Below are 13,405 nucleotides of genomic sequence, written 5' to 3'. Positions count from 1 at the left end.
GCCATCGAGGGCGCGCCGCGCGATGAATCAGACGATCGGTTGCGCCAGCCGCACCACGGTGACGCCGGCCCGCAGGTTGGCGCTGGACGGCATGATCAGCACGCAGTCATCGTAGGGCGTGGTCACGGCCTCGCCCTCGGACCAGCCGATGACGGTGCCGGCGCGCGCCAGCGTTTCCAGGCCCTTCCAGGGCTCGGCGAAACGGAAATCGGCGCTCTTGGCGGCGATGGCGTGGGTCACGCGCAGCGCGCGCTGCGCGCTGGCCTGCGGCGCGAACCAGGCGGCGGGCAGGTCGGCCTCGTCGACCGTGCCGGCCGCCACCAGGAAACGCGCCATCTGGTCGAGCGCCACGCCGCGCGCCTCGGGCGCGCCATGGAAGCCGCATTCGATCAGCAGCGAACGGGTGCCGTTGTCGCCGGCTTCTCCGAAGCGGCCGTAGTCGCGCATGCGCACGCCCGCGGCGTGGCCGGCGTCGGCGATGATGGTGGCGGGATTGCCCAGCGACAGGGCCAGGTCGATGTTGCGCTGTTCCATGCCGGTCAGCTGCAGCGGCACCTCGGAATTGCTCATCGAGTGGAAGTCCAGCAGCCAGTCGGCCTGCGCCACCCACGGACGGATGGCGGCGGCGCGGCGGCGTTCCTGGCTGATGGGCTGCGCCAGCTTGTCTTCGCTCCAGACCCGGTTCATGTCTTCGTCGACGAAGCGCGACGGCGCGTAGTTGGCGGGATCGAAGCGGTCGAACGCGGCCAGGTTGCAGAACGCCAGCGTCAGCGAGCCGCGGCGCGGGCGCAGGCCGGCGGCCAGCGCGTCCTTCAGGGCCCAGGCGCCGCACAGCTCGTTGCCGTGGACCAGGGCGCTGAGCATCACGCGCTTGCCCGGCACGCCGGAGTCGAAATGCCAGACGCCGGGGGTATCCGTGTTGCCCACGCGCTCGGCCGCCAGATCCGGACAGGCGAGAAGGAAGGGACGCGGACGGGGCGCGGGAGAGGACGAGGACATGGGAACTCCGATCAAGCGAGGGGGATTGTATAAGGGATGGCGCCCGAAGGCGGTCAGGTGGCGGTCAGGCGCGCGCGTTGCGCGGCCACGGCCGCGCCCTGTTCGCCCAGGTCCCAGAACAGGCCGGCCATGACCGCCGCGCCCTCCCGCGCCACGGAGGCGAGCAGGTGTTCGTCGGGGCCATGCTGGCAACAGGCGGGATACGAGTGCGGCACCCAGACGGTGGGCAGCCCGAGCACGTCCGAGAAGGCGTCGTTGGGCACGGTGCCGCCCAGGTTGGGCAGCAGCGCGGGCGTCTTGCCGGTGGTGGCGGCCAGCGAGGCCACGGCCCAGCGCGCCCACGGATCGTCCGGGTCCAGCCGGGTGGCCGGGGTGCCGCGCCGCACGCGTACGGCGACCTGCGTCAGGCCCAGCGCGTCCAGGTGGCGGCGCAGGATGCCCTCGGCCTGGCGCCAGTCGGTGCCGACCACGAAGCGCAGGTTGCAGGTGGCGCTGGCGCGCGGCGGGATCGCGCCCACCGGGTTGTCGGGGTTGCCGGTCTTGTAGGCCAGCACTTCCAGCGTGTTCCAGCCGAACAGGCGCTCGGCCAGCGACAGGCCGGGCTCGCCCCAGTCCGGGTCGATGTCGGGGGCGTCGTCGTCCTGGCCGACCTGGATGGTCGCCAGCGCCTCGCGCACGGCGGGCGGGATGGCGGGCGGACGCAGGCCGTCGACAAGCAATCGGCCGCGCGCGTCCACCAGGCTGGCCAGCGCGTTCGCCAGGATGATGCCGGGATTGGGCAGCACGCCGCCCCAGTTGCCGGAGTGGTGCGCGTGGCCGCGCAGGTCCACCGTCAGGTCGAACAGCAGCGTGCCGCGCGAGCCCAGGAACAGCGTCGGCAGGTCGGCCGCCAGCCGCGGCCCGTCGGAAGCGATGAAGACTTCCGCCGCCAGCGACTCGCGCCAGGCGGCACAGGCCTGGTGCAGGCCGGGCGAGCCGACTTCCTCGCCGCATTCCACCAGCATGCGCAGATTGAAGCCCAGGCGCCCGCCGCGTTCGGCCCGCACCTGTTCCAGCGCGGTCATGTTGACGCAGTACTGTCCCTTGTTGTCGGCCGTGCCGCGGCCGTACCAGCGGTCGCCTTCGGCGGTCAGCCGCCAGGGCGCCAAGCCGTCACGCCACTGCTCGTCGTAGCCGCGCACCACGTCGCCGTGGGCGTACATCAGCACGGTGGGCAGGGCGGGGTCTTCGATGCGTTCGGCCAGCAGGAACGGCGGGCCGCCGGCGACGGGGTTGTCCTCGACGCGCCAGGCACAGCCCAGGCGCTCCAGGCGCGGGGCGACCGCCGCGCGCAGGTAGTCGTAGAGCGCGGGGCGCTGGTCCGGGTCCTGGCTTTCGGTGCGGTGCGCGACCAGTTCCGCCAGGTCGCGCTGCAAGGCGCCGCTATCGGCGTACGCGACCGCGCGGCCGATGGCGGCGGCGCGGCTGGCGCTCGTGACTGCTGCTGGCACGGACTTCCCCTTGTTTGGCGGGGCGCGTCATTGCGCACCCTGCTGAATCGTTGCGCAAATTCTAGGATCAGGGAAGCTTTCTCTACAATTAGAATATTTATCGGCAGCTTTGCAAAAAAGGCAAAGCTATTTTCATCGGCGTCAGGCCCCAGCGAGGGGGAAACATGCACGGCATCGCCCTGCGATACTTTGTCGAGGTGGCCCAGGCGGGCAGCCTGAGCGGGGCGTCCGAACGCCTGCACGTGGCGGTGTCCGCCATCAGCCGCCAGATCGCCAAGCTGGAGGAAGAAGCGGGCGCGCCGCTGTTCGAGCGCGCCGCGCGCGGCATGGTGCTGAGCGAGGCCGGCCGGCTGCTGCTGGCCCACGCGCGCCGCACGCTGCTGGAATCGGATTCGGTGCTGCAGGAGATCGCCGCGCTCAAGGGCATGGCGCGCAACGAGATCCGCATGGCGGCGGTCGAAGGCGTGGCGCGCATTTTCCTGCCGTCGGCCATGGCGCGCTTTCGCCGCGACTGGCCCGAGGCGCGCTTCGACCTGCACGTGGGCACGCCGGCCGACGTCGCGCGCCGCGTCGCCGAAGGCAGCGTCGAACTGGGCATGACCTTCAACGTCGAACGCCTCAGCGGCGTCAGCGTGCGCTATTCGCGGCGCGCGCCGGTGCACGCGGTGATGGCCGCGGGCCATCCGCTGGCCGGCCGCAAGAGCGTCAGCCTGCAGGACCTGGGCCGCTATCCGCTGGCGCTGACCGGCCCGGGCACCACCACCCGGCACCTGTTCGAGATGGGCTGCCTGCTGGAGTCGGTGCAGCTCGAACCCACCCTGACCTGCAACGATTCCTCGCCGCTGCATGGCTTCGTGTTCGGTTCCGACGCCATCATGCTCAGCGGCTACATCTCGGTGGCCTGGAGCCTGAAGCGCGACGAACTGGTGGCGGTGCCGATCTCCAACGCGCAGCTGCAGTCGCGCACCTTGCAGCTGCACGTCATGCAGGGGCGCCAGCTGCCCTCCAAGACGGAGGCCTTCATCGACCTGCTGTCGCGCGAGCTGGACGTGCTGCTGGAGGAAGGGCCGGGCGCCTGAGGCCGCCACGAGGCCACCGGGCGTTTCGGCGGCGCCGCCCGCGCCCAAAGAAAAACGGCTGCCCGAAGGCAGCCGTTTTCATGTCGCGCGCGCCGGATTACTTGGCGTCGGGCTTGACCGAGGTGGCCAGCGTGAACTGGTCACGGCGGCCTTCGTAGGAGATGCCCTTGCGGAAGGCCCAGATGCTGCTTTCGAAGTGCAGCGGGATCAGCGGCACGTTGTCCAGCGCGATCTGGGTGGCTTCCTGCAGCAGCTTCTCGCGCTTGGGCGCGTCGACCGTGACGATGGCCTGCTTGTAGACCTTGTCGAAGTCGGCGTTGGTGAAGCCGCCGTAGTTGCTGGTGCCCAGGCTGTTGGGCGAGTCGAGCGAGGCGACCCACAGCTGGAACAGCGCCGAGGCTTCGCCCGTTTCCGCCGGCCAGCCGCCCATCGAGAAGCTGAACTCGCGCTTGGCGCGCTTGGGGAAGTAGATCGAGGCGGTCATGGCGTCGACGTTGGTCTTGATGCCGACGCGGGCCAGGTACTGGGCCACGGCTTGCGCCACCTGGCCGTCATTGACGTAGCGGTCGTTGGTCGACGACAGCGTCAGCTCGAAGCCATTGGGGTAGCCGGCTTCGGCCAGCAGCTTCTTGGCGCCTTCCGGGTCGTACTTGATTTCCGGGGCCTTGGGCAGCGCGCCGAACATGCCGTCGGGCATGTACTGGTAGGCCGGGGTGGCCATGCCGTCCATGATGCGGGCGGTGATGGTCTTGCGGTCGATGGCCATCGAGATGGCGCGGCGCACGCGCAGGTCCTGCAGCGGGTTCTTGCCGTCGGCGCTCTTGACGAACGGGCTCGGGTTGCGCGCCACGTCGGGCTGGAAGAACACCAGGCGGGTCGAGGGCGTGGCCACGAAACCGAACTTGGGGTTGTCCTTCAGGCGCTGCAGGTCACGCGCGGCGGGGTTCTCGATCATGTCGAAGTCGCCCGACAGCAGGCCGGTCAGGCGCGGGCCGGCGGCCGGCACCGGCACGAACTTCACTTCCTTCCAGTAGGGCTTCGGGCCCCAGTAGTTCTCGTTGCGCACCAGCTCGATGCCGGTGCCCTTGACGTACGACTTCAGGGTGTACGGGCCGGTGCCGATGGCGTCCTTGCCGTTGTTGAAGTCGGCCACCGTGGGCCATGGGCCGGTCACGCCGCAACCCTTCTTCGGGTCGAAGGTCAGCTTGCCGTGCTCGACGATGCCGTTCCAGACGATCGGCAGCGAGCGCGCCATTTCGGCGGGCATCAGCGGGAAGGGGGCGCCGGTCTTGATGATGACGGTGTGCGCATCCGGCGTCTGCACGTCGGTGATCAGCTTGGTCGTGTCCATGTAGGACTGCGACACGTTGGTCTCGTTGTTCAGCGTGCGGCAGATCGTGAACAGCACGTCTTCGGACGTGAACGGCTTGCCGTTGGAGAACTTGACGTCGTCGCGCAGCTTGAATTCCCAGGTCAGGTCGTCCAGGTTCTTCCAGGACGTGGCCAGCGCGGGCACCAGCTTCATGTCGGCACTGCGGCCCACCAGCGAACTGTAGACGTGCGCGGAGAACGCGTCGTTCTGCGTCATCTTGTGGTAGTGGGGGTCGGCCGAGGTGGGTTCGGCGGACAGGCCGATCTTCAGCGTCTGGGCCTGGGCAGCGGCCAAGGGAATGGCGGCGGCCACAAGGGCCAGGGTGGTGCGCAACTTCATGGTGACAACTCCGGATGGGGAACGAACCGGATCGTGCTGGGGGCGGGGAACAGCGGGCGGGCCAACCGGGGAAACGCAACGTCGGCCGGGGGGCTTGCGGTGTTTTTGGCGCCAGGCACGACGGCAAGGGGCCGATTATCGGTAGGGGGTTCGCGCGCTGTCAATGCGCGCCGGGCCGACGCTAGGGTAAACGCCGAGAGGGGCGAACGCCGCCGTTGCCGCGCACAAAATGACCATCGCCCCAGTGCGAGGCGGTCCCGCTTCGGGACGGCTTCGCACTGGGGCGACAGGGGTATTGCGTCGTGGAGGGCGTCGCGGGGGCCCCGCGAAGGGGGCCGGCGCGGCGCGATGGCGCCCGGTGAGGGGGAGGGCCCGAGGCCCCGGACGCCAGGTCCGATGCAACGGGCGCCGCATGGGCGGCGGGCGTTACACCGGCAGCGCGCCAGTGCTGAATCGCGGGAGATCGGTCGCGACTCAGTCCGGCACGGCTGGTCTTACCACTGCGAACCGGAGAAGCGCGAGCTGGCGGCGCGGGCCTTGTTCATCGATTCGTTGACTTCGTCGATGAAGGCGAACACGCCAGCAACGGCGGCGGCGATCGCCTGGCCAGCCTTCTTCAGGTTGGTCAGCGGGTGGGAATTCGGTTGGTTCTCGAGGGCGCCGCGGAGCAGGTCACGCTCCAGCGCGTCGGTCAGGCGGGCAGTGTGGTTCAGGGTCAGTTCGCTCATGGTTGGCTCCAGTCCGTTTCGTCTTGGGGTAAACCATTATAGGGATAACCCTAAAATAAAAGCAACGCGTTTTTAGGGGTAAACCCTAGGATGTTGTAAAAATGTATTTGTGCCGGGGACTTAGGCCATCGGCCCGCCGTTGCGCAGGCCCCGGGCGGCATCCGCCAGCTCGCCCGCCGTCAGTCCGATCGGCCCGATGCCCCGGGCTACCAGGGCGTCGGCGGCTGCCCCGTGCAGCCAGACCGCGCCGGCCACGGCCTGTTCCAGTGGCAGGCGCTGGGCCAATAGCGAGCCCAGGATGCCGGCCAATACGTCCCCGGTTCCGGCCGTGGCCAGCCCCGGGTTGCCGCTGGTGTTGCGGCGCCACCTGCCGTCGGGGGCGCAGACCACCGTGCCGGCGCCCTTCAGGACCACCCAGGCGCCGAAACGCCGCGCCAGCGCCTGGGCCGCCGCCGGGCGGTCGGCCTGGATGCGGGCGGTGTCCTGGGCGAGCAGGCGGCCGGCCTCGGCCGGGTGCGGGGTCAGCACCACCGGGCCATCGTCCCAGTTGGGCTGGATGCCGCCGCTGGCCAGCAGGTTCAGGCCATCGGCGTCCAATACCAGCGGCGCGCCCTGGCGCAGCACGAACAGTTCCGACAGGGCGTTGGCGGCGGTCGCGCCGGTGCCGCTGCCGCACCCGGCGACCCAGGCGGTCACGCCCCAGTCCGTATCCAGCAGCGAGCGCGCGTCGCGCAGCATCAGTTCGGGTTGCAGCGGATCGCAGGGCAGCGGCGCCGCGTCCTGGGCGAAGCCCACCAGTACTTTGCCGGCGCCGGTCTTGAGCGCGGCGCGCGCGGCCAGCAGCGCCGCGCCTTCCATGCCGCGTCCGCCGCCCACCACGCCGACGGTGCCGAAACTGCCTTTATGGGTGTCCGGATCGCGCACGGCGAACAGGGCCGGCAGGTCGTCGCGGCGGATCTCGCCGGCGAAGGAGGAGGCGGGGGTGTTCATGGGCTGAGGCTCCGGGATCGGCGGGGGCGTCGGGACAGGGGCTATCCACTATAGTGCCCCAAAACGCGCGGCCTTCCGCCCGCGCCTCCGGAGACGACAATGACCGATATCACGCTGGAACACTATTCCGCCTACGAGTCCCTCAAGCTTCGCCGCCATCCCAACGGCGTGCTGGAGCTGATCATGGGGTCCAAGGACGGCAAGCCGGGCAAGCTGTCCACCGCCGACGACCGCATGCACCGCGAGCTGGCCGACATCTGGCGCGATATCGACACCGATCCCGACACGCGGGTGGTGGTGATCCGCGGCGAAGGCAAGGGCTTCTCGGGCGGCGGCGACCTGGACCTGGTGCAGCAGATGGCGGACGACTTCGACGTGCGCACCCGCGTCTGGCGCGAGGCGCGAGACCTGGTCTACAACATCATCAACTGCAGCAAGCCGATCGTGTCGGCGATGCACGGCGCCGCGGTCGGCGCCGGCCTGGTGGCCGGCCTGCTGGCGGACATCTCGATCGCCGCGCGCGACGCCCGCATCATCGACGGCCACACCCGCCTGGGCGTCACGGCCGGCGACCACGCCGCCATCGTCTGGCCGCTGCTGTGCGGCATGGCGCGCGCCAAGTACTACCTGATGCTGTGCGAAACCGTGAGCGGCGAAGAAGCCGAGCGCATTGGCCTGGTGTCGTTGTGCGTGGACGAGGCCGAGCTGATCGGCCGCGCCTTCGAGGTGGCCAACCGCCTGGCGGCCGGCTCGCAGACCGCGATCCGCTGGACCAAGTATTCGCTGAACAACTGGCTGCGCATGGCCGGCCCGACGTTCGATACGTCGCTGGCGCTGGAATTCATGGGGTTCGGCGGGCCGGACGTGCGCGAAGGCGTGCAGTCGCTGCGCGAGCGGCGGGCGCCGAACTTCCGGCCCGACTCGCCGTTCTGACGGGGACGGCTGCCGTTCTCATCCGGCCCATCACTTCTTGAAGAACGCCGCGAACGCGGCCTGTGCCTCTTCCGTCTGCAGGCGGGCGCGGAACTGCTGCGCCTCGTAATCGAGCGTGTCCTGGATCGCCTGCCGGTCCGGGCGCTTGAGCATGGCCTTGGTCAGCCTCAGGGCGGCTGGCGGCTGCCTGGCCAGGCTGGCGGCGGTTGCCTGCGCGGCCGCCAGGGCGCCGCCCTTGGCCGTGACCGCGGTGGCCAGGCCGGCGTCGCACGCGTCCTGCGCCGAGAACGCCTTGCCCTGCAACAGCCACTCGGCGGCGCGGCGGGCGCCGGCCAGGCGCGGCATCAGCAGGCTGGACGCGCCCTCCGGGCACAGGCCCAGCGCCACGAACGGCATGCGCAGCGTGGCGCCTTCGCCGACATAGACGAAATCGCAATGCTGCAGCAGCGTCACGCCGATGCCGATGGCATAGCCCTCGACGGCGGCGATGACCGGCACGTCGGCCTGCGTCAGGGCGCGCAGGAAGGTCAGGCCGGCGCTGTCGCCGGCGCCGCGCTCGGCCTGGAAGTCGCGCAGGTCGTTGCCGGCGGTGAAGTGTTCGCCGGCGCCGGCCAGGATCACCGCCGACACGCCGGTGTCGGCAGTGGCCAGCGCGAGCTGTTCGGTCAGCGCGGCGTAGGTGGCCGTGTCGAGGGCGTTGCGGCGGTCCTGGCGGTCGATCACCAGCGTCAGCACCGCGCCGTCGCGCGTGACCCGCAGCCCGGCGCTCATGCGAAGGTCCTGGCGGCCAGTTGGGTCTTGGCCTCGGCGTACTCGCGGCGCAGCGTGTCGACGATCTGATGCGTCGGCTGCACGCTGCCGATGTTGCCCACGCCCTGGCCCGCGCCCCAGATGTCCTTCCACGGCTTGACGCGGCTGGAACCGAAATTGGAGGCGCCGCTGTCGGGCTGCGGCAGGTTGGCCGGATCGAGGCCGGCGGCGCTGATGCTGGCCTTGAGGTAGTTGCCGGGAATGCCGGTGAAGAACGGGGTGTAGAGGATGTCGGAGGCGCTGGCCTCGACGATGGCGGACTTGTAGCCCTCGCTGGCGTTGGCTTCCTCGCTGGCGATGAAGCGCGTGCCCATGTAGGCGAAGTCCACGCCCATGGCGAGCGCGGCCAGCACCTGGGCGCCGGAGGTGATGGCGCCCGACAGGATCAGCGGACCGTCATAGAAGCGGCGCACTTCGGACACCAGCGCGAACGGGCTGAGCGTGCCGGCATGGCCGCCCGCGCCCGCGCACACCAGGATCAGGCCGTCCACGCCCGCTTCCAGCGCCTTTTCGGCGTGGCGGATGGTGGTGACGTCGTGGAACACCTTGCCGCCCCAGTCGTGGATGCCTTTGACCAGGTCGCCGGGGGCGCGCAGGCTGGTGATGATGAGCGGCACGCGGTGGCTGGCGCACACGGCCAGGTCCTGCTCGAGCCGGTCGTTGGACTGGTGGATGATCTGGTTGACGGCATAGGGCGCGACCGCGGCGCCGGGGTTGGCCTCGCGGTACGAGGCCAGGCCGGCCTGGATTTCGTCCAGCCAGTCGGTCAGCAGGCTCTGCGGACGCGCGTTGAGCGCCGGAAACGAACCGACGATGCCGCTCGTGCATTGGGCGACGACCAGCTTCGGGTTGGACACGATGAACATGGGGGCGCTGATGACCGGCAGGGACATCTGGCCATACAGATCTGTCACTAGGGAGTGGGGCATAACGGCGTCACGTGTGGTTTCGGGTTGAGCGCCCAGGCCGCGCTTGAAGGGCGGAAAGGGATGTGCCTATAATTACCTACCGACCGTCCGGTAATTAATTAATCTTTATTTAACGGCAAGCGTCGAACCGCTGTCAATGGAACGGAACCGCCCGCGGTCCGGCATTGGCGCCCTCGACGCCGCCCCAACCAGGCCTGCCCATGGCGACTTCCGCTGCCCCCGCCTCCAAACGCGCCCGCGCCGGCCGTCCGCCGACCCTGGCGGCGCCGCGCGAACGCATCCTGGCCGAAGCCGCCAAGCTGTTCGCGCGCAGCGGCTACGACGGCAGTTCGGTGTCGGACCTGGCCGCCGCCATCGGCGTGTCCAAGGCCGCCATCTATCACTACTTCACCACCAAGCAGGACATCTACGACGCCATCATCCTGGCCGTGCTCAATGGCCTGACCCAGAACGTGGGCCAGGACGTGGCGCGCGCCGAGGGCGGCGCCGCCCGCCTGCGCGCCTTCATGGTGGGCCACGCCCGCTACTTCGAGCAGCACCACGCCGAGTTCGTCACCATGCTGATCGGCTATTCCGGCATGGCGCTGCCCGAGCGCGAGGATGCCGCCCGCCTGCGCGACGGCTACGAGAAGCGCCTGCGCGACCTGATCGCGCAAGGCGTGGCCGAAGGCGCGTTCCGATCGCTGGACGTGCCCGCCACCGGCCGCGCCGTGCTGTCGATGCTGAACTGGATGGTGCGCTGGTACAAGCCCGGCCAGGGCGACAGCGCCGAGACCATCGCCGCCGGCTATTTCGATTTACTGGTTGGCGGCATGCGCCCCTGAGCGCCGCCGCCCCGCACCCCGAGAGACTCTGATCATGGCCCTGGATACCGAAACCCTGACCCTGTTGCTGGACGCCGTGCGCCGCTTCGTGCACGAACGCCTGATTCCCGCCGAGGACGAACTGGCCGCCAGCGGCCAGGTGCCGCCGGACATCGTCGCCGAGATGCGCGAGCTGGGCCTGTTCGGCCTCTCGATCTCGCCCGACCATGGCGGCCTGGGCCTGACGATGGAAGAGGAAGTGAAGGTGGTGTTCGAACTGGGCCAGACCTCGCCCGCGTTCCGTTCGCTGGCCGGCACCAACATCGGCATCGGCTCGCAGGCCATCGTGCTGGCCGGCACCGACGAACAGCGCGCCCGCTACCTGCCGCGCCTGGCCAGCGGCGAGCTGATCGGCTCGTTCGCGCTGACCGAACCCGACGCCGGCTCCGACGCCATGGCGCTGCGCCTGGCGGCCGAACGCGACGGCGACCACTACGTGCTCAACGGCACCAAGCGCTACATCACCAACGCGCCCATCGCCGGCCTGTTCTCGGTGATGGCCCGCACCGCGCCCGAGCGCCGCGCCAACTCGATCTCGTGCTTCCTGGTCGAAGCCGGCACGCCGGGCCTGATCATCGGCAAGCCCGACAAGAAAATGGGCCAGGCCGGCGCCCTGACCAGCGACGTGGTCTTCGACAACTGCCGCGTCCCCGCCTCCGCGCTGCTGGGCGGCGAAGAGGGCAACGGTTTCCGCACCTCGATGCGCGTGCTCGACAAGGGCCGCCTGCACATCTCGGCCCTGTGCGTCGGCATCGCCGACCGCCTGCTGCGCGACGCCGTCAAATACGCCACCGAACGCAAGCAGTTCGGCCAGCCCATCGCCGAGTTCCAGCTGATCCAGGCCATGATCGCCGACAGCCAGGCCGAACTCTATGCCGCCCGCTGCATGGTCCTGGACGCCGCCCGCATGCGCGACCGCGGCGAGAACACCACCATGCAGGCCGCCTGCTGCAAACTCTACGCCACCGAAATGGTCGGCCGCGTCGCCGACCGCGCCGTCCAGATCCACGGCGGCGCCGGCTACATGTCCGAATACGCCGTGGAACGCTTCTACCGCGACGTCCGCCTCTTCCGCATCTTCGAAGGCACCTCCCAGATCCAGCAACTGGTCATCGCCCGCGAGGTCATCAAGGCCAACAGCTAAGCCGCGCCGCGCGCCGCGTCGCTCGCACCCAAGCGAGACCGCCTCCACCCGCGCGCAGCGCCATCACTGAAACGCAAGACCCCACGTAAGCCAAAGAAGGCTGCCCGCGCAGCCGCCTTTGGCGGGCCCCGCACTCCTCTCTCCTCCGCTCATGGTCGCCGCCAGAATGCCAAGCACACGGTCGGTCCCAACGTCTGTCATGAGCCTTCAATGCAGCCCTTTGCGGGGTGGGATCGGGAATGGGGGGCGTGTAGATGCGCCCGACGGAATCCGAAGGAGTCGCCGAAGGCGAGGACGAGGATGAGGATGGGGGAGTCCGGAGCGAACGCTCCGGACCGCAATCGTAGCCCCCCGTTCCCGATCCCACCCCGCAAAGGGCGTCTCAAGAACCCAACCGTCCACGCCCTGACCACCCCAACACACCCAAGCCCCCACCGGCTAATATCCCCACTGACCTACTACTCTTTGGCGAAAAGATAAAAGATGTCGCAACGTCCCGCTCCCCTGACAGGCATCCGCGTCCTGGACCTGACCCGCGTCCTCGCCGGCCCCTGGTGCACCCAGAACCTGGCCGACCTCGGCGCCGAAGTCATCAAGATCGAACGCCCCGGGGCCGGTGACGACACCCGCGCCTGGGGCCCCCCGTACCTGAAGGACGCGGCCGGCAACGACACCACCGAAGCCGCCTACTACCTCTCGGCCAACCGCAACAAATTCTCCGTCGCCCTCGACATCGCCTCGCCGCGCGGCGCCGAACTGGTGCGTGAACTGGCCTTGCAGAGCGACATCCTGGTCGAGAACTTCAAGGTCGGCGGCCTGGCCAAATACGGCCTGGACTACGCCAGCCTCAAGGAAGTGAATCCGCGCCTGATCTACTGCTCCATCACCGGCTTCGGCCAGACCGGCCCCTACGCCAGCCGCCCCGGCTACGACTTCATGATCCAGGGCATGGGCGGCCTGATGAGCATCACCGGCGAGCGTGACGACCTGCCTGGCGGCGGTCCGCAGAAAGCGGGCGTGGCCGTGGCCGACCTGATGACCGGCATGTACTCCACCGTCGGCATCCTGGCCGCACTGCACGAGCGTTCGGTCAGCGGCCTGGGCCAGCACATCGACATGGCGCTGCTGGACTGCCAGGTCGCCATGCTGGCGAACCAGAACCTGAACTACATGACCTCCGGCAACGCCCCGCGCCGCGCCGGCAACGCGCACCAGAACCTGGTGCCGTACCAGGTTTTCGCCGCCAGCGACGGCCACCTGATCGTCGCCGTGGGCAACGACAGCCAGTTCCGCAACTACTGCGGCGCCATCGGCCTGCCCGAGCTGTCGGCCGATCCGCGTTTTTCCACCAACCCGCAGCGCGTCAAGAACCGCGAGGCGCTGGTGCCGCTGCTGGCCGAGCGCATGGCCACCGGCGCGCGCGACCACTGGCTCGCCTCGCTCGAGGCCGTGGGCGTGCCGGCCGGCCCGATCAACACGCTCGAGCAGGTCTACGAAGATCCGCAGGTGCTGGCGCGCGGCATGAAGCGCGAGCTGCCGCACCCGACGGCTGGCACCGTGCCCATGGCGGCCAGCCCCCTGAAGTTCTCGGGCAGCCCGGTCGAATACCGCCGTGCGCCGCCCATGCTGGGCGAGCACACCGCGCAGGTGCTGGCCGAAAAGCTCGGGCTGACGGCCGCGGAAATCCAGGCGCTGGCGCAAAGCCCGTCCTGATCCGCCGGCGACGTCC

General features: G+C 69.6%; 12 protein-coding genes. 5 read left to right on the top strand and 7 right to left on the bottom strand.

What is annotated here, in order from left to right; translation table 11 throughout:
* Positions 1-27: 27 nt before the first annotated feature.
* Complete coding sequence (locus AC1HFW_RS18640) at positions 28-999, bottom strand: M14 family metallopeptidase (RefSeq protein WP_241072924.1); 972 nt, start codon at positions 997-999, stop codon at positions 28-30.
* Positions 1,000-1,052: 53 nt separating this feature from the next.
* Positions 1,053-2,489 (bottom strand): M20 family metallopeptidase, encoded by a 1,437-nt coding sequence (locus tag AC1HFW_RS18635; protein WP_479284792.1) that lies wholly within the window; start codon positions 2,487-2,489, stop codon positions 1,053-1,055.
* A gap of 164 nt (positions 2,490-2,653) precedes the next feature.
* Here AC1HFW_RS18635 and AC1HFW_RS18630 point away from each other — a divergent pair, with 164 nt between their 5' ends.
* Entirely contained in the window at positions 2,654-3,568 is a 915-nt protein-coding gene (locus AC1HFW_RS18630; RefSeq protein ID WP_006392555.1) for a LysR family transcriptional regulator, read from the top strand.
* Between the two features lie 97 nt (positions 3,569-3,665).
* Here AC1HFW_RS18630 and AC1HFW_RS18625 read toward each other — a convergent pair whose 3' ends face one another.
* The 3 genes from AC1HFW_RS18625 to AC1HFW_RS18615 all read right to left on the bottom strand — a co-directional run bounded on the left by AC1HFW_RS18625 (position 3,666) and on the right by AC1HFW_RS18615 (position 6,997).
* Positions 3,666-5,279: an ABC transporter substrate-binding protein gene (locus tag AC1HFW_RS18625; RefSeq protein ID WP_061072610.1), complete on the bottom strand. Its 1,614-nt coding sequence runs from the start codon at positions 5,277-5,279 to the stop codon at positions 3,666-3,668.
* A 494-nt stretch (positions 5,280-5,773) separates the two neighbouring features.
* The gene (locus AC1HFW_RS18620; RefSeq protein ID WP_006392557.1) at positions 5,774-6,007 is read right to left on the bottom strand and encodes a hypothetical protein; all 234 of its coding nucleotides are present in this window, start codon (positions 6,005-6,007) and stop codon (positions 5,774-5,776) included.
* Between the two features lie 120 nt (positions 6,008-6,127).
* The gene (locus tag AC1HFW_RS18615) at positions 6,128-6,997 is read right to left on the bottom strand and encodes an NAD(P)H-hydrate dehydratase (RefSeq protein WP_479284789.1); all 870 of its coding nucleotides are present in this window, start codon (positions 6,995-6,997) and stop codon (positions 6,128-6,130) included.
* A 99-nt stretch (positions 6,998-7,096) separates the two neighbouring features.
* Here AC1HFW_RS18615 and AC1HFW_RS18610 point away from each other — a divergent pair, with 99 nt between their 5' ends.
* Positions 7,097-7,930 carry an enoyl-CoA hydratase/isomerase family protein gene (locus AC1HFW_RS18610; RefSeq protein WP_006392559.1) on the top strand — a complete coding sequence of 278 codons (834 nt, stop codon included), beginning with the start codon at positions 7,097-7,099 and terminating at the stop codon, positions 7,928-7,930.
* A gap of 30 nt (positions 7,931-7,960) precedes the next feature.
* Here the strand turns inward: AC1HFW_RS18610 and AC1HFW_RS18605 are convergent, their stop codons facing one another.
* Both AC1HFW_RS18605 and AC1HFW_RS18600 read right to left on the bottom strand, forming a co-directional pair.
* Complete coding sequence (locus AC1HFW_RS18605) at positions 7,961-8,701, bottom strand: enoyl-CoA hydratase-related protein (protein ID WP_006392560.1); 741 nt, start codon at positions 8,699-8,701, stop codon at positions 7,961-7,963.
* Complete coding sequence (locus tag AC1HFW_RS18600; RefSeq protein WP_035359926.1) at positions 8,698-9,669, bottom strand: NAD(P)H-dependent flavin oxidoreductase; 972 nt, start codon at positions 9,667-9,669, stop codon at positions 8,698-8,700. Before AC1HFW_RS18600 ends, AC1HFW_RS18605 begins: the two co-directional genes overlap by 4 nt.
* Positions 9,670-9,869: 200 nt before the next feature.
* Between AC1HFW_RS18600 and AC1HFW_RS18595 the strand changes: the two genes are divergently transcribed.
* From AC1HFW_RS18595 to AC1HFW_RS18585, 3 genes are all read left to right on the top strand, one after another.
* The gene (locus AC1HFW_RS18595) at positions 9,870-10,493 is read left to right on the top strand and encodes a TetR/AcrR family transcriptional regulator (protein WP_006392562.1); all 624 of its coding nucleotides are present in this window, start codon (positions 9,870-9,872) and stop codon (positions 10,491-10,493) included.
* A 34-nt stretch (positions 10,494-10,527) separates the two neighbouring features.
* Positions 10,528-11,676 (top strand): acyl-CoA dehydrogenase family protein, encoded by a 1,149-nt coding sequence (locus AC1HFW_RS18590; protein WP_479284787.1) that lies wholly within the window; start codon positions 10,528-10,530, stop codon positions 11,674-11,676.
* 483 nt (positions 11,677-12,159) lie between these two features.
* Positions 12,160-13,389, top strand: coding sequence for a CaiB/BaiF CoA transferase family protein (locus AC1HFW_RS18585; RefSeq protein ID WP_104021639.1), 1,230 nt, complete (start codon positions 12,160-12,162; stop codon positions 13,387-13,389).
* Positions 13,390-13,405 lie beyond the last annotated feature (16 nt).

The organism is Achromobacter sp. ISS7 (assembly GCF_056523125.1).
This window is presented reverse-complemented; position numbering and strand designations above follow the sequence as displayed.